The sequence below is a fragment of the Nocardia sp. NPDC050697 genome, from assembly GCF_040654395.1.
Lineage (GTDB): Bacteria > Actinomycetota > Actinomycetes > Mycobacteriales > Mycobacteriaceae > Nocardia.
In genome coordinates this window covers 63,457-85,176 of the sequence record NZ_JBFAHY010000004.1, presented here as the reverse complement: position 1 = coordinate 85,176, position 21,720 = coordinate 63,457, and the positions used below count along the sequence as shown (strand labels likewise).

The 21,720-nt window shown below is 72.9% G+C and carries 18 protein-coding genes; 11 read left to right on the top strand and 7 right to left on the bottom strand.

Going from position 1 to position 21,720, the window contains the following annotated elements; genetic code table 11:
- Nucleotides 1-50 precede the first annotated feature (50 nt).
- The 5 genes from AB0H71_RS15990 (at nucleotide 51) to AB0H71_RS15970 (ending at nucleotide 6,225) form a co-directional block, all read left to right on the top strand.
- Nucleotides 51-914 carry an SDR family NAD(P)-dependent oxidoreductase gene (locus AB0H71_RS15990; protein ID WP_357020678.1) on the top strand — a complete coding sequence of 288 codons (864 nt, stop codon included), beginning with the start codon at nucleotides 51-53 and terminating at the stop codon, nucleotides 912-914.
- A 78-nt stretch (nucleotides 915-992) separates the two neighbouring features.
- On the top strand, nucleotides 993-1,529 hold the full coding sequence (locus AB0H71_RS15985) for a DUF4365 domain-containing protein (protein ID WP_357020675.1): 537 nt from the start codon (nucleotides 993-995) through the stop codon (nucleotides 1,527-1,529).
- 3 nt (nucleotides 1,530-1,532) lie between these two features.
- A complete protein-coding gene (locus tag AB0H71_RS15980; protein WP_357020672.1) occupies nucleotides 1,533-2,492 on the top strand; it encodes a hypothetical protein in 960 nt (319 codons plus the stop codon).
- Between the two features lie 23 nt (nucleotides 2,493-2,515).
- A complete protein-coding gene (locus AB0H71_RS15975; protein ID WP_357020670.1) occupies nucleotides 2,516-3,121 on the top strand; it encodes a hypothetical protein in 606 nt (201 codons plus the stop codon).
- Nucleotides 3,118-6,225, top strand: a complete 3,108-nt coding sequence (locus AB0H71_RS15970; protein ID WP_357020667.1) for a zonular occludens toxin domain-containing protein — start codon at nucleotides 3,118-3,120, stop codon at nucleotides 6,223-6,225. The genes AB0H71_RS15975 and AB0H71_RS15970 overlap by 4 nt, the downstream gene beginning before the upstream one ends.
- Nucleotides 6,226-6,231: 6 nt before the next feature.
- On the opposite strand, the gene AB0H71_RS15965 is transcribed toward AB0H71_RS15970, so the two are convergent.
- Entirely contained in the window at nucleotides 6,232-6,828 is a 597-nt protein-coding gene (locus tag AB0H71_RS15965; RefSeq protein WP_357020665.1) for a hypothetical protein, read from the bottom strand.
- 35 nt (nucleotides 6,829-6,863) lie between these two features.
- On the opposite strand from AB0H71_RS15965, the gene AB0H71_RS15960 reads away from it, so the two are divergent.
- Both AB0H71_RS15960 and AB0H71_RS15955 read left to right on the top strand, forming a co-directional pair.
- Nucleotides 6,864-8,024 (top strand): serpin family protein, encoded by a 1,161-nt coding sequence (locus AB0H71_RS15960; RefSeq protein ID WP_357020663.1) that lies wholly within the window; start codon nucleotides 6,864-6,866, stop codon nucleotides 8,022-8,024.
- Between the two features lie 48 nt (nucleotides 8,025-8,072).
- Nucleotides 8,073-8,942, top strand: coding sequence for an LLM class F420-dependent oxidoreductase (locus AB0H71_RS15955; protein WP_357020660.1), 870 nt, complete (start codon nucleotides 8,073-8,075; stop codon nucleotides 8,940-8,942).
- A 102-nt stretch (nucleotides 8,943-9,044) separates the two neighbouring features.
- Here AB0H71_RS15955 and AB0H71_RS15950 read toward each other — a convergent pair whose 3' ends face one another.
- Entirely contained in the window at nucleotides 9,045-10,139 is a 1,095-nt protein-coding gene (locus tag AB0H71_RS15950) for a mechanosensitive ion channel domain-containing protein (RefSeq protein ID WP_357020658.1), read from the bottom strand.
- 155 nt (nucleotides 10,140-10,294) lie between these two features.
- Here AB0H71_RS15950 and AB0H71_RS15945 point away from each other — a divergent pair, with 155 nt between their 5' ends.
- Complete coding sequence (locus AB0H71_RS15945; protein WP_357020656.1) at nucleotides 10,295-11,101, top strand: SDR family oxidoreductase; 807 nt, start codon at nucleotides 10,295-10,297, stop codon at nucleotides 11,099-11,101.
- Nucleotides 11,102-11,232: 131 nt separating this feature from the next.
- A complete protein-coding gene (locus tag AB0H71_RS15940; RefSeq protein ID WP_357020653.1) occupies nucleotides 11,233-11,721 on the top strand; it encodes a hypothetical protein in 489 nt (162 codons plus the stop codon).
- A 9-nt stretch (nucleotides 11,722-11,730) separates the two neighbouring features.
- Here the strand turns inward: AB0H71_RS15940 and AB0H71_RS15935 are convergent, their stop codons facing one another.
- From AB0H71_RS15935 to AB0H71_RS15925, 3 genes are all read right to left on the bottom strand, one after another.
- A complete protein-coding gene (locus AB0H71_RS15935; protein ID WP_357020650.1) occupies nucleotides 11,731-13,068 on the bottom strand; it encodes an enolase C-terminal domain-like protein in 1,338 nt (445 codons plus the stop codon).
- A complete protein-coding gene (locus AB0H71_RS15930; protein WP_357020647.1) occupies nucleotides 13,065-14,483 on the bottom strand; it encodes an MFS transporter in 1,419 nt (472 codons plus the stop codon). Before AB0H71_RS15930 ends, AB0H71_RS15935 begins: the two co-directional genes overlap by 4 nt.
- Before the next feature lie 92 nt (nucleotides 14,484-14,575).
- A complete protein-coding gene (locus AB0H71_RS15925; RefSeq protein WP_357020644.1) occupies nucleotides 14,576-15,481 on the bottom strand; it encodes a LysR substrate-binding domain-containing protein in 906 nt (301 codons plus the stop codon).
- Nucleotides 15,482-15,556: 75 nt separating this feature from the next.
- Between AB0H71_RS15925 and kdgD the strand changes: the two genes are divergently transcribed.
- Both kdgD and AB0H71_RS15915 read left to right on the top strand, forming a co-directional pair.
- On the top strand, nucleotides 15,557-16,471 hold the full coding sequence (gene kdgD, locus AB0H71_RS15920) for a 5-dehydro-4-deoxyglucarate dehydratase (RefSeq protein ID WP_357020641.1): 915 nt from the start codon (nucleotides 15,557-15,559) through the stop codon (nucleotides 16,469-16,471).
- A gap of 1 nt (nucleotide 16,472) precedes the next feature.
- Nucleotides 16,473-18,062 (top strand): aldehyde dehydrogenase (NADP(+)), encoded by a 1,590-nt coding sequence (locus AB0H71_RS15915; protein WP_357020638.1) that lies wholly within the window; start codon nucleotides 16,473-16,475, stop codon nucleotides 18,060-18,062.
- 56 nt (nucleotides 18,063-18,118) lie between these two features.
- Here AB0H71_RS15915 and AB0H71_RS15910 read toward each other — a convergent pair whose 3' ends face one another.
- Entirely contained in the window at nucleotides 18,119-19,327 is a 1,209-nt protein-coding gene (locus tag AB0H71_RS15910; protein ID WP_357020635.1) for an alcohol dehydrogenase catalytic domain-containing protein, read from the bottom strand.
- A gap of 116 nt (nucleotides 19,328-19,443) precedes the next feature.
- Nucleotides 19,444-21,540: a hypothetical protein gene (locus AB0H71_RS15905; RefSeq protein WP_357020632.1), complete on the bottom strand. Its 2,097-nt coding sequence runs from the start codon at nucleotides 21,538-21,540 to the stop codon at nucleotides 19,444-19,446.
- Nucleotides 21,541-21,720 lie beyond the last annotated feature (180 nt).

Here is a 21,720-nt window from a genome sequence, read left to right as displayed (position 1 = left end):
GGTTGCGCACCCGGCGACCACCGAGTGTTGTCCCCATGCACACCCTCGTCATGACCGGAGCGACCGGCGGCATCGGCCGCATCGCCGCCGAGCACCTGCTCACCGAACCCGACCTGCACCTCGTGGTCCTCGCCCGCGATCCAGCCACCGTCGACCCGCGCGCCACCGCGATCCCCGCCGACCTCCGCTCGCCGGCGAGCATCCGCGCCGCCGCCGAGCGGATCACCACCCTGCTCGACCGCGGCGACCTACCCCCGCTGCGCGGCTTCGCGGGCAATGCCGGGATCCAATACACGAACGCGACCACCACCGGCCCGGACGGCTTCGAGGCCACCTTCACCGTCAACGTGCTCGCCAACCACCTGCTGCTCCGCGGCCTGGAGCGGCACTTCGCCGCCCCGGCGCGGATCGTGCTCACCGGCAGCGACACCCACTTCGGCGATCTGTCGCACAACCTCGGCCTGGTCCCCGCCCCGGTCTGGCGCGACCCGCGCACCCTGGCCCGCCCCGCCGCCTTCCGGCGTCCCGCGAGCACCGCCGCGGGCCGCACCGCCTACTCCACCAGCAAACTCGCCGTGCAGTACCTGGTGCACGAGTGGGCGCGCCGCCTGCCCGCGGGAGTCGGCATCGTCTCCTACAACCCGGGTTTCGTCCCCGGCACCGGCCTCGCCCGCCACGCGGGCGCCGTCGAACGCCTCGTCGCCCGGCGCGTCCTCCCCGCCCTCACCCGCACCCCCTTCGCCACCGACCTGCCCACCGCCGGAGCCCGGCTGGCGGCCGTGCTGCTCGGCCGCGTCACCGCGCCGACCGGCGGGTACATCGACCGCGACCGCGCGGCCGACTCTTCCCCGGAGTCCTACGACGAGCGGCGCGAGCGGGAATTGTTCGCCGCGCTGGAGGATTTCGTCGCGTAGCTGTCCCCTTTTCGACCGACACCGTGGGGGGCTCGGCATCGCTACCGTCTCTCGACGGACCGTCGGGAGGGGATGCCGGTGCTCGCCACCAGCCGCGCACAGGGGATCGATCAGAACAATCAGCAGGGCAAGTTCGGCGCCGACTACGTGCGGGTGCTCGCCTCCGCGGCGGGGTTGCTGTGGGCGCAGGACGATGTGGATCTGGACGGGGTGGACCTGTGCCTGAAGTTGCCGGGGCGTAGTCCGCGCGGGTTCTCGCCGCGGATCGATGTGCAGGTCAAAACGGTGCGCAAGCCGCTGATCCGAAACGGAGTGCTTGCCTTCGATGGGCTCGACGCGGCGCAGTACGACCGGCTGGCCGGAGCCGGGTCGATCGTGCCCCGATACCTGTTCGTCGTGCACGTGCCGAAGCGAATCGGCGAGTACGCCGCCATGCTCAGCGCCGGGCTGCTGCTCCGCAATATCGGCTACTACCTGCCGCTGAGCGACGAACCGCCGCGCGCCGCCACCGACTCCAGGGAGCACATCCGGGTCAGGATCCCGCTCGGCAATGTGCTCACCGCGGAGAGCCTGCGCGGCCTGGTCACCGGCGGCCCCGCGATCCCGGCGGGCTAGCCGATGCACCCGCCGATCGGAGACATCACCGGCTACCTGCGCGCTACCGGCTGGACCGGTACCGGGCACTGGCGCGGCGCCGAGATCTGGAGCCGGGACGAATTCGACGTCCTGGTCCCGCCCGCCGAGCTCCCCGACACCGCCGCCCGGCTCCGGGAGCTCACCCGCTGCGTCGCCGACGCCGAGCGCCGGACGCCCGCCGCGGTCCGGCGCGACCTCGGCCGGGTCCGCTACGACGTGATCGGCTACCGCGCCGCCGAGCACACCGAATCGGTGCCCGCCGGGCTGCGCGCGATCCAGGCCATGCACGACCTGCTCGCGCACTCGGCGCAGGAGGCGCTCGCCGCCGACGTGCTCGACCGCGCCCGGATCGCGCTCGGCGACGAGGTCTTCGGCGTCGACCTGGTGCTCCCCGCGGACGACGGCGGCCGCCGCACCGCCCTCCGGCTGCTGCGCACCTGCGCGGCGGTGCGCACGGCGGCCGACAACGGCACCGCGCCGGACGGCGTCCCGGAGCCGATCTGTCTCGCCGTCGCCGACCTGGCCGGAACCGAGCGCACGGGCGCCTTCGCGCTGACCTTCCGCTGGTCACCGCTGAACCCGCGACCGCACGAAACGCTGACCTTCCCCGCGGGCGCGGGCGCCCGCATCCACGCCGCCGCGACGCTCGCCGAATCCGTACCCGCGGTCGTCGCGGGTCCGGTCACCGGGCTCTTCGACGACGAGGAGGGCGAGCGCAGGCTCATCCGGGTGCGCGGCGTGCTCGAACTGGACGGCACCCCCGTCGGCCGCCGCCGCACCGTCCCGGTCCGGCTCCCCGCCGACACCGACTACGAACGTGCCCTCGCCGCACACCGGGACGGCCGCTCCGTGCGCGCCGAGGGCACCGTCACCGACGGCCGCACCCGCGGCATCGCCGCCGCCCCCGGCGGCTTCACCGTGCTCGACCACCCCGCGCCCTGACGCCCCACAGAAACGGAACCCGCATGTCCGACCGGTTGACCCTCACCCAGCGCTGCGTCCTGCTCGTCCTGCTGGCCGAGGCGAGGGAGCTGACCAATGCCGAGCTGTACGGGCTGGGCGGGCTGCGGCTGGAGAAGCCGCAGCGGGAGCAGTTGAACGAGCGGGGGTTGATCGCCAGCACCAAGGTCGGGCGGACCTACGCGCACGAGCTCACCGATCGCGGGGCGGTGTGGTGCGCGGAGGAGATGGGCGGGGCGCGGCCCGCGCGGTCCGGGCCCGCGGGTGGGGCGCTGTACGCGGTGCTCGCGGGGTTGCGGCGGTACCTGGATGGGAGTGGGCAGGTGGTGGCGGAGATTTTTCGGCCGGATGTGCCGAGCCGGGTGGTTGCGGCGTATGCGGCGGTGGCCAGGGGTGGCGCGCACCCGATTCGGCTCGCCGTGCTGCGGGAGCGGCTGACCGATGTCTCGCGGGACGATTTCGACGTAGCCATCAAGCAGCTGGCCCGCCGAGATGGGGTGCACGTGCGCTCCGAGGCCGATCAGAAGACGCTGACCGATCAGGACCACGACGCCGCGGTGGTGCTCGGCGGCACCACCCGGCACCTGCTCACCATCGAGGCTGCCCGGTGAACGAGGAGCAATACCACGCCCTGGCTTCGATCCAATTCAGCAGCGCGCTCACCCCGGACGAGATCTGGAGTCCGCTCAGCCACCACGTGGACGGCCTGCATCCGAGAGCGGCCGCGGAGATCGAGCGGGCCGTCCAGCGGGCGGTGACGCAACCGCGGCGGTCGCCGACCGGACTGGTACTGCAGGGTGAGCGCGGCGTCGGCAAGACGCACATGCTCGGCTGGCTGCGCGAGCTGGTGGAGCAGCAGGGCGGCGCCTTCTTCATGCCCAAGCTGATCGACGGCGCGTCCTTCTGGGCCGGTGCGGTGCACGGCATAGTCGCGCGGCTGCTCGCCGAGGGCGGCAGGCTCGGCTGGCTGCTCGGCGAGCTGGCCGAGCGCACCGGCTGCGATGCCGAACTCACCATGCGGCTGCGCGGCAACCTGGAGGTGCAGCCGTCGCACCTGAACGACTTCGTCGGGCGGATCGAGGATCTCGACATCCGGGTGGCCACCGAGTGCTCCGACACGCTGCGCGCCCTGGTGCTCTACCGGGCGCGCGGGCCGCTGCGTGAGATCGGGCTCAGCTACCTGACCCTGGACGACGGTATCGAGGAGTCGGCCAAGGGGCAGTGGGGGTTCCGGCAGCGCGGCAAGCAGTCGCAGTTGCTCTTCCACGACCTGTGCCGGATCTTCGCGCTGGCCGGACCGGTGGTGCTCGCCATCGATCAGGTCGACACCGTGATCGCGCAGTCCGACCAGAACGATGAGGACGGGCTGGCCAACCGGCTCGCCGACGGGCTGATGCGCATGCGCGAGGAGACCACGCGCACCGTGATCGTCGCCGCCTGCATCCCGAAATCGTGGGACCTCATCACCAAGCGCGCGGTGAACTCCGCCGCCGACCGTTTCACCGTGCTCGAGCTCTCCACCGCCATGCCCGGCGGCGACGTAGCCAGGGCAATCGTGGAGCGGCACCTCGGCGGGTTGTACGGCGAGATCGGTTTCGAGCCACCCCACCCCACCTGGCCGGTACTCCCCGCCGCATTCGAGCACCCGGACATCGTGGAGTACACCCCGCGCAGACTGCTCCAGCAGTTGGAGAAGCACGTCGCCCACTGCCTGGCGCAGCACACCGTCGTCGAGCTGACCGACTTCGGCACCGTCGACGAACCGGCGGCGGCGCCGATGCCGGACCGGGCCGACCTCGGCACCCTCGACGCGCGCTTCGCGGCACTGCACGACTCCGCCGACGTGATCCGCCCCCTCGACCCCCGCTACGAGGACGAGCGCATGGTCGCCCTGCTCAACGCCGCCCTGCAGGCCTACGTGCTGGAGCAGAACCGAGGGAGCCAGGAACTCACCATCGACCCGGACCGCACCGTCGCCCCCGCCCTGCACGCCCGCCTGCGCCGCACCCTGGACGAGGCCAGCGAGGACGAGGAGCACTGGAGTTTCCGCGCCATCGCGCACAGCCACCACCGGGCGGTGCTGGCCCGGCTGCGCTCCGCCTCGCTGGAGGCGGGGATTCAGCCGAACGCGGCCAAGCGGCACCTGGTGGTGCTGCGGAACTCGACCTTCTCCACCGGGCCGGTGACCACGACGACGCTCGCCGATTTCGAGGCGGCGCGCGGGGTGGCGGTGCCGATCGCGGCGGCCGATCTCAAGACCTTCACCGCGCTGGAGACGCTGCTCGCCGAGCGGGCGCCGGGGTTGGCGGGATGGTTGGCGGCGCGGCGGCCCGCGAGCCGCTCCGAGCTGTTCGTCCGGATCTTCGGCGAGCCGGCGAACGGCCACGTCCCGACGTCGTTCGTTCGAACGAACGACACCTCGGCGGCCGTCGTGCCGACGGCCCCTTCGGTCGCCGCGGAGCCGGAGCGGGAGCCGGCCACCGACGAGCCCACCGTGCTCCTCGGCCGCAAGACCACGACGGGCAAAGACCTCCGCACCCCGCTCCTGCAACTCCGCAAACACACCACGGTCTTCGCGGGCAGCGGCTCCGGCAAGACCGTCCTGCTCCGCCGCCTGGTGGAAGAGGCCGCCCTGCACGGCGTCTCCTCCATCCTCATCGACACCAACAACGACCTCGCCCGCCTCGGCGACGGCTGGCCCACCCCGCCCCCGAGCTGGCTCGACGGCGACGCCGAGCGCGCCCGGCGCTACCTGGACGGCACCGACGTCGTCATCTGGACCCCGCGCCGCGAGACCGGCAACCCGATCGCGCTCGACCCGCTCCCGGACTTCTCCGGCGTCCTCGACGATCCGGACGAGTTCCGCATCGCCATCGACGCCTCGGTGGCCGGACTCCTGCCCCGCACCGGCCTCACCGGCCGCCGCACCGCGACCGGCAATGCCGTCCTGATCCAGGCGCTGACCAGGTTCGCCAGGGACGGCGGCAGCGACCTGACCGATTTCGTCGACTTCCTCGCCGACCTGCCCGACGGCGTCAGCACCCTGCGCGACTCCGCCAAGCTGGCGGCGAGCATCGCCGAGGAACTCGCCGCGGCCACCATCAACGACCCGGTCTTCGGCGGCGCGGGCACCCGGCTCGACCCCGGCATGTTGCTGACCCCGCGCCCCGGCAAGCGGGCACGGGTCTCGGTGATCAGCTGCATCGGGCTGCCGGTGGACGCGCAGCGGCAGACCTTCGTGAACCAGCTCCAGCTCGCGCTCTTCGCCTGGATCAAGCGCAACCCGGCGGGGGATCGCCCGCTCGGCGGGCTGCTGGTGCTGGACGAGGCGCAGACCTTCGTGCCGCAGGGCAGGGCCGTGGTCTCCAGCCAGAGCACGCTGCAGCTGGCGGCCCAGGCGCGCAAGTACGGGCTCGGCATGGTCTACGCGACGCAGGCGCCGAAAGCGCTGGACAACCGGGTCACCGGCAATGCCGCCACCCAGTTCTTCGGCAGGCTCAACGCCCCGGTCCAGATCCAGGCCGCGACCGAGCTGGCCAGGGCCAAGGGCGGCCAGGTGGACGATATCGCCCGGCTCGCCGCTGGCAGTTTCTACGGCACCACCGAGGGCGCGGGCTTCGCGAAACTCGCGGCGCCCATGTGCCTGAGCCACCACCCCGCCAGCGCCCTCACCGAGGACGAAGTCCTGGCACGAGCCAAAACCACCCGACCCTGACCCCCTTCAGAACGGAAACTGCACCTCCAGCTCCCCGCCGAACCACCGCATCCCGTGCTCCCGCATCCGCCTGCTGTAGATCGGATGCCCGACCAGCGCGGTGTACTCCGGGAACTCGAACTCCAGCACCCCCGCGGCAGCACCGAGATACACGTCAAACCCGGGGTACATGAGCCCCAGGTACGGCAGGTCGTCGAAATCCAGCGCAAGAACCGGGTATTCGCCGGTCTCGTCGACCGCGCCGACGGCGAGCAGGCGGCGCGAGTCCGAGCCGCCGGGGAGCAGGAAGCACTCGTCGAAGCGCTCGGCGAGGGCGGCGAATTCGGCGGCCCAGGCGGGGTGCAGCTCGTCGGCGACGAAGCGGTCCAGCGGGCGCGGGGCGAAGGTGCCGTCGGCGGCGAACCAGCCGTGCCTGGCCAGCAGGCCGGTGTCGTAGCCGAGCCAGGCGCGCAGGCTCGGGGTGAGCGGGCGGCCGGAGGGGAAGGTCGCGGCGGCGAGGTCGGCGGGAGGCATGGGCATGGGCGGCCCGTCGAGCAGGGTGGCGGTGGCGGGGTGGCGCAGCACCCGCTCGACCAGCGGGACGCCGTGTGCGGGGTCGGGCATGCCGGGAGGATAGCGGCGCTTCGTATTGTGGTGCCGTGCGCACCATCTCACCGGAGTCCGTCACCGCCGCGAACGCGCTGACCGCGCGCTGGGCCGCCACCGCCGGCTCCGGCGATTTCGTCCTCTCCGGCGCGGGGGTGTGGCCGCTGCTCGCGCTGCTCACCGGCGCCGCCGACGGTCCCGCGCGCGCCGAGCTGGAGGCCGCGCTCGGCATTCCGGCCGCGGCGGCGCACGAGGGCGGGCTGCGGCTGCTGGAGCTGCTCGGCAGCTCGGTCGACCTCTCCGCCGCGCTCGGCTTCTGGGTGCGCGACGGGGTGCCGCTGCGCCCGGAGTGGCGTGCCTCGGTGCCTACGGGGACGGTCGCGCCGCTCACCGGGCAGCAGGCGCTGGACGATTGGGCCCGCCGCTACACGAAGGGGCTCATCGACCGCTTCCCGCTCACCGTCGACCCGGGCACGCTGCTGGTGCTGGCCACCGCGCTGGCGGCGGACACCGAGTGGCAGACCGAATTCCGGAAGACCACGCTCGCCCCCGAGGACGGGCCGTGGCGCGGGCAGCGGACGGCCGGGCTCACCCGCACGGAGCCGTGGGTCACCGATATCGCGGTCCTCGACGCGCCGACGCCGGTGACGCGGCTGGTGGTCAGGGGGATCGGCGACGCCGACGTGCACCTGCTGCTCGGCCCGGAGCAGCCGGGCGCGGTGCTCGAGGCGGGCATCGCCGCGCTGGCGGGCACGGTCCCGGTGCGCACCGGGCTCGATGCCGACGGCCCTGGTCTCACCAGGGAGGAGGTGTACGGCCACCGGCAGCAGGACTCGCTGACGGTCGAGCTGCCGCACTTCCTGGTCCGCTCGCAGCACGACCTGCTCGAGCACCCGGAGCTGTTCGGGCTGCGCACCGCGCTCGACCCCACCCGCGGGCACTTCCCCGGCCTCTCGCCGCAGCCGCTCGCGGTGCAGCGGGGGGCGCAGGGGGTGCTCGCCGAGTTCGGCGCGACCGGGTTCACGGCGGCCGCGGTGAGCGCGTTCGGTATGCGCGCCGGGTCGGCGCGGCCCGCGCTGCCGCCCAAGCGGACGACGACCGCGCTCCGGGTACGGTTCGACCGTCCCTTCGGCTTCCTGCTCGTGCACCGGGTGAGCGGGCTCGCGGTGGTGGCGGGGTGGGTCGGCACTTGCCCTGGAGTGCACTCCAGGTAATAGCGTCGGTACCGAGATCGTCACCGACACCACTGGAGGGTCCACCTCATGCAGCTCGGCATCCACGTTCCCATCTTCGATATCGACGGCGGGCCCGCGGCCATCGCCGGTGAACTGGCCGCGGTCGGCCGCGCCGCGGAGGAGTCCGGCGCCACCTGGCTCTCCTTCATGGACCACTTCTTCCAGATCGAGCCGACCGGGCTGCCCGCCGAGGCGAACATGCTGGAGGGCTACACCACGCTCGGCTACCTGGCCGCGCACACCAGCGCCATCGACCTGGGGCTGCTGGTCACCGGGGTGACCTACCGGCACCCGGGGCTGCTGGCCAAGATCGTCAGCACGCTGGACGTGCTCTCCGGCGGGCGGGCGGTGCTCGGCATCGGCGCGGCCTGGTTCGAGCGCGAGCACCTCGGCCTCGGCGTGCCGTACCCGCCGATCGCGGAGCGCTTCGAGCGGCTGGAGGAGGCGCTGCGGATCGCCAAGCAGATGTGGGATCCGGCCGACAACGGGCCCTTCGAGGGCAAGCACTACCAGCTGGCGGAGACGCTGTGCGCGCCGCAGCCGCTGCGCACGCCGCCGGTGCTGATCGGCGGCGGCGGGGAGAAGAAGACGCTGCGGCTGGTGGCGCAGTACGCCGACCGCTGCAATCTGTTCGGCACCTCGCCCGCCGATGTGGAGCACAAGCTCGACGTGCTGCGCGGGCACTGCGACACCGTCGGGCGGGATTTCGCCGACATCCGGGTGACGGTGATGGCCGGGTCGCCGAACCCGGACGATCACGACGGCTTCGTCCGCGGGCTCGCCGGCTACGCGAAGATCGGCGTGCACCAGGCCATCGTCATGCCGCCTGCGGGCAAGCCCGCGGCGTGGATCGAGAGCCTGGCGCCGGTCGTCCCCCAGCTCGCCGAGCTGGGCTGATCGGGTAGCGGCCGCGCCGAGCCGGGCTCGCAGGAGCACAGGGCTCGGCGGGCCGGGCTCGCGGGTGGGCCGGACTCCGGCGCACCCGCGGCTTCCCCGGAACTACCGCCCGGCCCCGACCCCGTCGAGCACCCGCTTCTCCCCCGACGACACCTCCAGCTCCCCCGCCCCGATCACCGCGGTGGCGACCTTGGGCAGCGCCCTCGGATGATGCTCCCCCAGCCAGCCGATGAGCTCCTCGCGCACCGCGCAGCGCAGCGTCCACACATCGTCGGCATCGGCCGCCGACATCGAGGCGCGCACCACGATATTGGTCGGCGTGCTGTCGGTGACCAGCAGATTCCAGGTGCGCCCGTCCCAGTCGTCCCGCTGCTTCAGGAAGTCGCGGAGATGGTCGCGGAGCGCGTCGATCGGCGTGCAGTGATCGAGGTGCAGGAACACCGTCCCGGTGATCTGCGACCCACCGCGCGACCAGTTCTCGTACGGCATGCTGTTGAAGTACGAGACCGGCATGGTCAGCCTGCGGTCGTCCCAGATCCGGACGGTCAGGAAGGCGAGGGTGATCTCCTCGACGGTGCCCCACTCCCCCTCCACCACGACGGTGTCGCCGATCTTCACCGAGTCGCCGAAGGCGATCTGCAGCCCGGCCACCAGATTGCTCAGCGTGGACTGCGCCGCGACACCGGCGATGATGCCGATCACGCCGGCCGAGGCGAGCAGCGAGGTGCCGAGCGTGCGCATGGTCGGGAAGAGCAGCAGGATCGCCACCGCAGCGGTGGTGACCACCAGGATCGAGGTGATGATCCGGCGCACCAGCCCGAGCTGGGTGCGCAGCTGACGCACCCGGGCGATGTCCTGGGTGCGGTGCGAGTAGGCCGCGAGCGTGTTCTCCGCCACCGCGTCGGCGAACCGGATGACGGTCCAGGCCAGGGCCATGACGGCCATGGTGGCGAGGATATTGCGGATCATCGCGTCCTGCCGCAGGTGCAGCTCCGCGAGCGGGTAGGTGAGGTGCAGGGCCACCGTTCCGAGCAGCACCTGCACCGGTAATTGCAGGCGCCGCAGCAGGAGCGGCAATCGGGTGTCCGGGCGTTTCCGCGCGCTGTACCGCAGCAGGCGGTCCATGACCAGCCCCGCGAGCACGGTGATCGCGACGGTGACGCCGAAGACGATGAGCGGCCGGATGACGTCCTCCAAGGCGTAGAACTCCTTGTCGTGTGGTCGGTCGGTTCGTCCTCACGACAGGCTACCCACGCGTTCGCGGCTCACTCGGGGGTGCGATCCGCGCCACCCGGCAGCGCGAGGTCCGGAAGCCGCCAGCGCCGGAACGCCGCGCGGGCGAGGCTTTTCGCATGGATCTTCTGCTGCAGGACAGGGTCGCGGTGGTCACCGGCGCTTCGAAGGGCATCGGGCTCGCCATCGCGCGCACGCTGCGCGCCGAGGGCGCGCTGGTGGTCGCGGTCTCCCGGCGCCCGACCCCCGAGCTGACCGAACTCGCCGGTGCTCGCCTCGTGCACGTCGCCGCCGACCTGGCCACCCCGGAGGGCCCCGGCCACGCGATCGAGCGCGCGGCCGAGCTCTTCGGCGGGGTCGACGTGCTGGTCAACAATGCCGGCGGGCCGCCGCCGGGCGCGGTGCTCCCGCGCTTCTCCTTCACCGCGCTGGACGACGCCGACTGGCTCGCCATGTTCGACTTCAACGTGATGGCGACGGTGCGGGCGGTGCGCGCGGCGGTGCCGCTCATGCTGGCCCGCGGCGGCGGGGCGATCGTCAATGTCTCCTCGACGCACGCGCACGTGCCGAGCGCGATCAATGTCGACTACGGGGTGGCCAAGGCCGGGATCGGCAACCTCACCAAGGCGCTCTCCGAGGAGTACGGGCCGCGGGGCATCCGGGTGAACACGGTCTCGCCGGGGCCGGTGCTGACGCCGTGGTGGACCGAGCCGGGCGGCGCCGCCGAGGTGATCGCCGCGGCGACCGGATCGGATCGGGACGCCGTGCTCGGCGGCGGGGCGGCGGCCATGATGGCGCTCACCACCGGGCGGCTGATCGATCCCCAGGAGATCGCGGACGCCGTCGCGCTGCTCTGCTCGCCGCGCTCGGCCAGCACCACCGGCGCCGACGTACTGGTCGACGCGGGGCTGCGCAAGGCCGTCTGAACCGCCGGATTATGTGAATCTCCGTTCCACATAATCCCAGGTGGCGGCTCAGCTGGACCGAGAGTATGTTACGTCCGATTCCTTCCTGGGCGGCCGTTCAGGAAGGCCGGGTGAAACGGAAGGCGGGACGGATGACCGCAGCGACCAGCATCCCTGTCCGAGCGGCCGCGACCTCGATCGCCGCCGCGTGCGCCGAGTTCGAGGCGGATCGCGATCCGCGGCTGGTCCGGCTCCGGCTGCGCGGTATCGAGATGGCGATATCGACGGTTCGCGCCAACCTCGGCGAGCCGGAGCCGGCCCCGCTGCGCGCGGCGCTCGGCGCGGTGGCGCAGCGCTGCCACGGCGCCGCGGCGCTGGCGGGCACGCACTCCGGCACCGCCGTCCCCGCCGAGCTGCTCGCCGTCCTCGACATCGTCGACCGCTGCGCCCGCCTCGTCGTCCTCGGCCTCCCCGGCCTCACCGCCACCCGCCTCCCCCTCCTGCACCTCGCCACCGAGGCCGAGCAGACCCTCACCCGCTGGACTCTGGAACTCCCCGCCGCCGACGACGACCGCGCCCTCGGCCGCGAACTGCTCCGCACCGTCCACGCCTTCCTCGCCCTGGCCTATCCCGTGCGCTGAGCCGACCGCTCAGCGGACCAGGGCGGGGCGTTTGCTGTCGAAGGTCCAGCCGGGCACCAGGTACTGCATGGTGGCCGCGTCATTGCGGTCACCGAGCCCCTCCCGCAGGTAGAGCTCGTTGGCGGCGGCGACGCGCTCCTCGTCGAGCTCGACGCCGAGGCCGGGGCGGTCCGGGAGGGTGAGCTGCCCGTCGGCGATGCGGTAGGGGTCGCGGGTGACGCGCTGGCCGTCCTGCCAGATCCAGTGCGTGTCGATGGCGGTGATGGTGCCGGGGGCGGCGGCCGCGACGTGGGTGAACATGGCCAGCGAGACGTCGAAGTGGTTGTTCGAGTGCGAACCCCAGGTGAGTCCCCAGGCGGCGCAGAGCTGGGCCACCCGCACCGAGCCGGCCATGGTCCAGAAGTGCGGGTCGGCCAGCGGGATGTCGACCGCGCCGGTGCGGACGGTGTGGCCGAGTTCGCGCCAGTCGGTGGCGATCATATTGGTGGCGGTTGGCAGCCCGGTGGCCCGCTTGAACTCGGCCATCACCTCGCGCCCGGAGAAGGTGCCCTCCGGGCCGACCGGGTCCTCGGCGTAGGCGAGCACGTCCCTGAGCTCGCGGCCGATCTCGATGGCCTCGGCGAGCAGCCACCCGCCGTTGGGGTCGAGCGTGACCCGCGCGTCCGGGAACTCCCCGGCCAGCGCGCGCACCGCCGCCGCCTCCGCGCGGGCGGGCAGCACCCCGCCCTTGAGCTTGAAATCCCGGAAGCCGTACCGCTCCCGGGCGGCCCTGGCCAGCGCCACCACGGTATCCGGGGTGAGCGCCTCGGCGTGCCGGAGCCGGGTCCAGGCGTCGGCGTCGGCGGGCTCGTCGGCGGGCGAGCGGTAGGGCAGGTCGGTGCGCTCCCGATCGCCGACGAAGAAGAGGTACCCGAGCACCGGCACCGCGGTGCGCTGCACGCCCTCGCCGAGCAGCGCCGCCACCGGCACCTCCAGGTGCTGCCCCAGCAGGTCGAGCAGCGCCGACTCCACGGCGGTCACCGCGTGCACGGTGACCCGCAGGTCGAAGGTCTGGGCGCCGCGGCCACCGGCGTCCCGCCCGGCGAAGGTGCGCCGGATATCGCCGAGCACCGCGTTGTACTCGCCGACGCTCCGCCCGACGATCAGCGCGCGGGCCTCCTCCAGCGTGGCCCGGATGCGCTCGCCGCCCGGCACCTCGCCGACCCCGGTGCGCCCGTCGGTATCGGTGAGAATCACCAGGTTCCTGGTGAAGAAGGGGGCGTGCGCGCCGCTGAGGTTGAGCAGCATGCTGTCGTGGCCCGCGATCGGGACGACGCGCACATCGGTGACGCGGGGGGTGCTGGTCATGACCTGGCCTCCAGGGTGGGTCGGGCGGACGCGGCGGCGGCCAGGTCGCGCGTGGTGGGCTCGGCGGACGGGCCGCCGCCGTCGCCCGCGGGCACGTCGCCGCCGGCGTTCAGGGCGGTCAGCCCGCCCGGCTTCCGGATCGCCAGCACCGAGAGCGCGGCGAGCACGGAGGCGGCGGCCAGGGCGTAGAGCCCCCAGGTGACCTCGCCGGTCGCCGACTTGATCAGCCCGAAGCCGTACGGCGCCACGAACCCGCCGAGGTTGCCGAGCGAGTTGATGATGGCGATCGCGGGGGCGAGCACCAGCGGGTGCAGCCCGGACTGCGGAATCGACCAGAACAGCGGGCTCGCGCTCTTGAACCCCATGGCCGCGACGCAGAGGAAGAGCAGCGCAAGCCAGGGCGAGGCGATCGCGGCGAGGTAGGTGCCCGCGGCGGCGGTGAGCAGCGCGATGATCAGCAGCGGCCTGCGGTTGCCGGTCCGGTCGCCGACCCGGGCGGAGAGGTACATGGCGACCACCGCGCAGATCCAGGGCAGCGAGGAGAGCAGCCCGACGGTGACGTCGGTGAGGCCGCCGATCCGGCGCACGATGGACGGCAGCCAGAAGGTGTTGGCGTAGATCGAGAGCTGGATGGCGAAGTAGATCCAGCAGAGCAGGATGAGCTTGGGGTCGAGCAGCATCTTCCAGCGCGAGCCGCGGTGCGCGACCCCGGAGTTGGCGGCCTTCGCCACCTCCTCGGCCTCGATGGTCTCGGTGAGAGCGCGCTGCTCGCCCGCGGTCAGCCACTTCGCGTCGGAGATCCGGGAATCCAGGAAGAAGTAGGCGATGCAGCCGACGAGCACCGAGACCATGCCCTCGATGCCGAACATCCACTGCCAGCCGTGCAGCCCGCCCGCGCCGTGCAGCGAGAGCAGCGGGCCGGAGAGCGGCCCGGAGATGGCGGCGGCCACCGAGGAGCCGGCCACGAAGAGCGCGGTGGCGCGGCCGCGGTGCGAGTTCGGCAGCCACTTGGCCAGGTAGAAGATCACCGCGGGGAAGAACCCCGCCTCGGCGGCGCCGAGCAGGAAGCGCAGCACGTAGAACATGGTCGCGTTCTGCACGAACATCATGGCCGCGGAGATCAGCCCCCAGCTCACCATGATCCTGGTGAGCCAGATCCGGGCGCCGAACTTCTCCATCATGACGTTGCTCGGCAGCTCGAAGAGCGCGTAGGCGATGAAGAAGATGCCGGCGCCGAAGCCGTACGCGGCGGCGCCGATGCCGACATCCGCCTCCAGGTACTCCCTGGCGTAGCCGATATTGGAGCGGTTGATCTGGTTGCAGATCAACATCACGATGAACAGCGGGACGACGCGGCGGAAGAACTTGGCAACCGCGGTTTCCAGCTCCGCCGATGACGGCCGAGTGAACGACATCGTCCACTCCTTTCGTTCGAGTCCTGACCGGCGAGTGACTCGCCTCACAGACTCCGAATCTAGGACCAGGCACGATGCCGGTCCAACACTAATTAGGTGTGAATCGATCCAGTAAAGGTATCGTGCCTGAGCTCGGCCAGCAGCCGGGCCAGCGCCGGATTCTCACTGCCCTGCCGCCAGACCAGATCCAGCTCCACCCGGGCGGCTACCCCGGGCAGCTCGCGGTAGACCACATTGTCGAACCGCATCCCGGTCGCCGACTCCGGCACCAGCGCCACGCCCCAGCCCAGGTTCACCAGCGCGAGCAGGCTGTGCACCTGGGTCATGTACTGGGTGACCAGCGGAATCACCGCGGCGTCGTGCAGCACGCTGGTCACCAGCTGGTGGAAGTAGCGGGCCTCGACCGGCGCGTGCATCACCATCTCGACCCCGTGCAGCGCGGCGACCGGCACCGGCTCGCCGGATTCGGCCAGTGGGTGCCCGGCGGGCAGCGCCAGCACCAGCCCCTCGCGCACGAAGGCCCGGGTGGCGAGATCCGGCCTGGCGATCGGCGGGCGCACCAGCCCGAGGTCGAGCGAGCCTTCGGAGAGCGCCTCCACCTGATCCATGGTCACCAGTTCGCGCAGCTCCACGTCGACGTCGGGCAGCCGCTCGCGGGCGGTGTCGAGCACCGGCGGCAGCCCGGAGTGCACGCTGGCGCCGGTGAAGCCGACCCGCAGCACCCCGCCGGTGCCGTCCGAGACCCGGCGCACCGCCAGCGCCGCGCGCTCGGCCTGCTGCAGCAGCCTGCGGGCGTCCACCAGGAAGGCGCGCCCGGCCCTGGTCAGCCGGACGGTGCGGTTGGAGCGGTCGAAGAGCTCCGCGCCGACCTCCTTCTCCAGCAGCTGGATCTGCCTGCTGAGCGGCGGCTGGGTCATGCGCAGCCGCTCGGCCGCGCGGCCGAAGTGCAGCTCCTCGGCCACCGCCACGAAGTGGGTGAGCTGGACGAAGGTGAACATTCGATACCGGCCTTGTATTGATAGAGAGAAAAACAGTGTTGGACGTGAATCATAAGTGCTCCCTACCGTGAGGACATGACCACCGCATCGCCGCAGCAGATCGCCGCGCAGCTCGGCTCGGGGCTGCTCTCCTTCCCCGTCACCCACTTCCGCGCCGACGGCTCGTTCGACGAGGCCGCGTACCGGGAGAACATCGCCTGGCTCGGCCAGTTCGACGCCTCCGGGCTCTTCGCCGCCGGCGGCACCGGCGAGTTCTTCTCGCTGACCCCCGGCGAGGTCGAGCAGGTCGTCACCGCCGCGGTGCAGGAGGCGCCCGCCGGGCTGCCGGTGATCGCGCCGACCGGCTACGGCACCGCCACCGCGGTGGAGATGGCCCGCTCGGCCGAGCGCGCCGGGGCGCACGGCCTCCTGCTGCTGCCGCCCTACCTCACCGAGGCCAGCCAGCGGGGGCTGGTCGAGCACGTGGTGCGGGTCTGCGCGGCCACCGAGCTCGGCGTCACCCTCTACTCCCGCGCCAATGCCGCCTTCTCCGATGTCGCGGTCGCCGAGCTCGCCGACCGCTGCCCGAACCTGGTCGGCTTCAAGGACGGCATCGGCGATATCGAGCAGATGACCAGGATCTACGCCCGGGTCGGCGAGCGCCTCACCTACGTGGGCGGGCTGCCGACCGCGGAGCTGTTCGCGCTGCCGTACCTGGCGCTCGGCGTCACCACCTACTCCTCGGCGATCTACAACTTCGTGCCGGAGTTCGCGCTCGCCTTCTACCGCGCGGTGCGCGAGCAGGACACCGAGTTCGTGCGGAATGCGCTGAACGACTTCGTGATTCCGTACTGCGAGCTGCGCAACCGGAAATCCGGGTACGCGGTGAGCATCATCAAGGCGGGGATGAAGGTCATCGGCCGCCCGGCCGGGCCGGTGCGCACCCCGCTGACGGACCTGGATGATGTGGAAGTGGCCGAGCTGGCCGATCTCGTGAAACGGGTGAGCTGATTTGACCACCACCGAAACACTGCTGACCGGCGCCGCGCTCATCGGCGGTACCGATGTGCCCGGCAGCGGCGAGCCGTTCCAGGCCGTGAACCCGGCGACCGGCGCCGCGCTGGAGCCGGTCTTCCGGCCGACGGCCGAGGACGATGTCGCGCGGGCCGCCGAGCTGGCGCACGCGGCCTTCAAGGTCTACCGCCACACCGGCTTCGAGCAGCGCGCCACCTTCCTGGAGCGGATCGCCGCCGAGCTGGAGGCGCTCGGGGACACCCTCGTCGAGCGGGTGATCGCGGAGACCGGGCTGCCCGAGCCGCGGGTGCGCGGCGAGGTCGGGCGGACCACCGGCCAGCTGCGGCTCTTCGCCGCCGTTGTGCGCGAGGGCAGCTGGACCGGAGCCAGGCTGGACACCCCCGACCCCGCACGCACCCCGCTGCCCAAGCCGGACCTGCGGCAGCGGCGGATTCCGCTCGGCCCGGTCGCGGTCTTCGCCGCGAGCAACTTCCCCCTGGCCTTCTCGGTGGCGGGCGGTGACACCGCCTCCGCGCTCGCCGCCGGCGCGCCGGTGGTCGTGAAGGCGCACCCCGCGCATCCGGGCACCTCGGAGCTGGTCGGCCGCGCGGTGCGGAGCGCGGTGCGCGGCTGCGATCTGCCCGAGGGCACCTTCTCGCTGGTGCACGGCGGCGTCGAGCCGGGGCTCGCGCTGGTGCGGCACCCCCGGATCGCCGCGGTCGGTTTCACCGGCTCGCGCCGGGGCGGGCTCGCGCTGGTCGCCGCGGCGGCGGCGCGGCCGGTGCCGATCCCGGTCTTCGCCGAGATGTCCAGCGTGAACCCGGTCTTCGTGCTGCCGGGGGCGCTCGCCGAGCGCGGCGCGGAGCTCGGCGCGGAGTTCGTCGCCTCGCTGACCACGGGGGTCGGGCAGCTCTGCACCAGTCCGGGGCTGGTCTTCCTGGCCGAGGGGCCGGGCGCGGACGAGTTCGTGGCCGCGGCGAGCGCTGCGGTCGGCGCGGCGGCCGCCGCCCCCATGCTGAACGTCGGGATCGCCGCCGCCTTCACGGACGGCGTGCGCAGGCTGACCGGGAGCGCGGGGGTGCGCACCGCGGCCACCGGCACCGGCACGAGCGATACCTGCACCGGGGTGCCGCACCTCTTCGTCACCGACGAGGCGCGCTTCGCCGCCGATCCGGCGCTGCGCGAGGAGGTCTTCGGGCCGTCCTCGATCGTGGTCAGGGCGAGCGCCGACCGGCTGCCCGCGCTCGCCGCGGAGCTGGAGGGCCAGCTCACCGCCACCGTGCACGCCGCCGCGGGCGACTGCGAGCAGGCCGGTGCGCTGCTGGACGAGCTGGAGCTGATCGCGGGGCGGGTGCTCTTCGACGGCTGGCCCACCGGGGTCGAGGTCGGCCACGCCGTGGTGCACGGCGGCCCCTTCCCCGCAACCAGCGCCCCGGCCACCACCTCCGTCGGCAGCCTGGCCATCGAGCGCTTCCTGCGCCCGGTGGCCTACCAGAACGTGCCCGATGCCCTGCTCGCCCCCGAGCTCCGCGCGGCGAACCCGCTCGGTATCCCGCGGCGAGTGGACGGGTCCCTTACCGGGGACTGATCCGGTACCGATGCGCTGCGCGCCCGCCTGCCCGGCCGGGCGCGCAGCGCCCTTTGCTACACCGCGACCACGGTTTTCAACCAGCCGTCGTGGCGCAGGTCGAAGTCACGGTAGGCATCGATGGCGGCGACCGTCTCGATGCGCTGGGTGATGAAGCGGGTGGGGTCGATATCACCGCGCGCCACCCGGCCGAGCAGCCCGGGGATGTAGCGGCGGTGGTTGCAGTTGCCGCCCTGCACGGTCAGGTTCTTGTTCACCGTCGCGCCGACCGGGAAGGCGTCGAAATCCGGCGGGTACACGCCGATGACGCCGATACTGCCCGCCTTGGCGACGGCGTCGGCGGCCCAGCGCAGCGCCAGGCTGGGGGCATCGCCCGCCAGCCACTGGCCGTCCCCGGTATTGCCCTCCGGCGCCGCCTTCGCGCGCTCGGCCTCGAAGGTGCCGGTGTCCACCGGCAGGTTCTCCGCCGCCGGGCCGGACTTCGGGCGCTGGGCGTCGACGCCGACGGCATCGATCACCCGGTCCACCCCGATTCCGCCGGTGAGCTCGCGCACCGCGGCCACCGGGTCCTCGGCGTTGAAGTCGATCGGCTCGGCATTCTGCGAGCGCGCGACCTCGAGCCGATCGGCCAGGCCGTCGATCACCAGCACCCGGGACGCCCCCTGCCGCTTCGCCGAGGCGATGGCGCACTGCCCGACCACTCCCGCGCCCAGCACCAGCACGGTGTCACCCTCCGTGACCTGCGCCAGCTTCGCGCCGAACCACCCGGTGGGCAGTACATCGGAGACCATGATGGCCTGCTCGTCGGTGACCGAATCCGGCACCTTGACCAGGGTGGTCGCGGCATACGGGATGCGCGCGTACTCGGCCTGCAGCCCGTCCACCGGGCCGGTGCCCTCGGGGCCGCCGAAGAAGCTGGTGCCCGCCTGCGGGCCGTTCGGGTTGGCGACGTCGCACTGCGCGTAGTACCCGGCGCGGCAGTAGCCGCAGTGGCCGCAGGCGATGGTGGAGCACACCACCACCCGGTCGCCCGCCGCGAAACCGCGGACCGCGGAGCCGGTCTCCTCGACCACCCCGACCGCCTCGTGCCCGAGCACCGTGCCGGGCAGCAACCCGGGCATGGTGCCGCGCACCAGGTGCAGGTCGGTGCCGCAGATGGCGGAGGTGGTGATCCGCACGATCGCGTCGGTGGGCTCCTGGATCTTCGGATCGCTCACCTCGTCGAGGCGGATGTCGCCGACGTCGTGCCAGACAACTGCTTTCACGTCGTTCTCCTGTCTCCGTGGTGTCGGGGCGCGGCTACCCGGCGCCCGGAGACGGAAACAGGGCCCCGGCCCCCTGGCGGGGTCGAGGCCCTGTCGGCTTCGGAGAATGCTGCCGGTCAGTAGTCCCGGCTCGAGCGGCTGCTGCGACCGGCGGCGCGCGCCTGGCGCCGCTTCTCGCGGAGCTCGGCGAGCTCCTGCTCCAGCATGTCGGCGACCCGGAGCGCGCCGGTGTCGTAGACGTCCGAGGTCGCCGGGATCGGCGCGGGCTCGGGCTCGGGGGCCTTCTTCTTCCTGCCGACGGCGGCCAGCGGGCCGGTGCGCGGGCCGGAGTTGCGCGGGCGGGACGGGGTCGGCTCGATCGGCATCATGATCGGGTCGCGATCCGCGGCGGGCCTGGCGGCGGCCTTGCTGGCGAAGCTGATCACCGGCGCGGCCGGACGATCCGGCTCCGGCACCTCCACCGGCGCGGTCGCGCGGGCGGTGGCCTGCCTGGACACCGGCTGCGCGGCGGCGGCCGCCCTGCCCTGGCCCGCGGCCCGCGCGGCGGGCTGCGTGACGCGAGCGGGCTGCGCGGCCCGCGCGGCGGGCTGCGCCGACCTGGCCGCGGCGGCGGGCTGGGCCGCCCGTGCGGCGGCGGGCTGCGCTGCGGGCGCGGCGACCGGCTCGGCCACCCTGGCGGCGGCGGGCCGGACGACCGGCTCGACGGCCGCGGGCTTCGGCGCGGGCTCCGGCACGGCGACGGGCTCGGTCCGCACCGCGGCGGGCTGCACCGCGGCGGGCTTGGCGGTCTTCGCGGCCGGCTTCGGCGCGGGCTGCTCCTCGGCGGCGGGCTCCTCGACCGGGGCCGCCTTCGCGGCGACGGTCTTGGCGGCGGTCCTGGCCGCCGTCTTCGCGGCGGGCCGCGCCGCCTTCGCCGCGGTCTTCCTGGCGGCGGGCTGCGGTGCGGCTGGCGCCTCGGCCTCGGCGACGACGGCCGGGATCACGCCGGTCGGGGCGTCATCCGCGGGCACCTCCTCCGGGGCGGGGGCGCGCTGCGGCTTGGCGGCCGCGGGCTTGGCGGTCTTGGCGGCGGGGCGGGCGCGCTTGGCCGGGGCCGGCTTCGGCTCCTCGACGACCTCCGCCGCGACGACCTCTTCGGTCTCCGCGACTTCGGCCTCGGCCTTCGCGGTCACCGGCTGCCGCGCGGGCTGGTTCGGCGAGCGGAAGGCGCTGCCCTCCTCGGCGCCGCCGGTGAGCTCGGTGCGCTCGTCCTCGTCGGGCTGCTCCGCCGCGTCCGGGTCGTTGTCCGGATCCTCCGGCGGCAGCTCGTCCTCCTCGACCACCTCGTACTCGCCCTCGGCCATCGGGGGCAGCGCGACGGGCTCGTCGATGGGCGGCCTGCCGAGCTCGGTGATGGCGCTGCCGCGGTAGGCGCCCGGCATCCGCAGCCGGATCTGGTCGGTGGCGTCCGGCAGGTCGCGCACCTGGGCCGTCGCCCTGGCGATGGCCAGGCCGTAGCGGGCGCTCACCGCGTCGTGGATGAGCAGCGCGACGCCGATCATCACCGGCGCCACCGCGTGCACCGCGGCGTCGTACCAGTTGCCGAGCCGGACATACGGATAGGTGTTCAGCGAGACGGTGAGCGCGAGCAGCGCGGCCTCGGCGGCGAGCACCTGGCGCCGGTTGTCGATGACGCCCCACTCGGCCACCTTGTTGGTGCCGATCATGATGATGATCAGGCACGCGCTGATCATCGCCTCGAGCAGGTAGCTGAACCAGAAGAGCGGGTCGGTGGGGCCGCCCGGCGCGATGTTCTGCTGGACGTTGACCGCCGACCACAGCATGCCCGCCGTGACGACGCCCGCGAGGGCCCGCAGCGACCAGGAGCGATGCCGGTAGAGCGAGGCGAGTTTGGCGTGCGGGCTCGACTCGCGCCGCTGCGCGGCGATCGCCTTGCGGGCGAGCAGGAGATCTCGCATGTCGGCCTTCTCGATGGCTTCGGTGGTCTGCCGTGCGCGATCCGAGGCCGAGGCGGCCGCCTGCACCTCTTTCCACCGTTGCCCGCGCTCCTCGGTGCGGATGCGCTCGGCGAGCTCGCGCTCGGAGCGCAGTTCGTCTTCCGAGAGCGCCTGGGTCAGCGCCGGATCGAACTGATACGCGAGACGGCCTCTCGCCCGCTCGACCCGTCTCGCCAGCGCGGTGACATCGTCTTCGTTGTTCTGTTCGATGGTCACTGCGACTCCCTGCCGGGAAGATACGATGGCAGACAAGTGATCACGCGTGGGTACGGTACCCGGCTTCGCCGCTCATCGCACCGTCGTGGCCGAATTGCTTTCATTCCCTTTCGCTATCGCTCATTCCGCGGACTCCGCGGGGCCGTACGGTCCCGCCCGGAGCGCGGGCGCGATCGACTT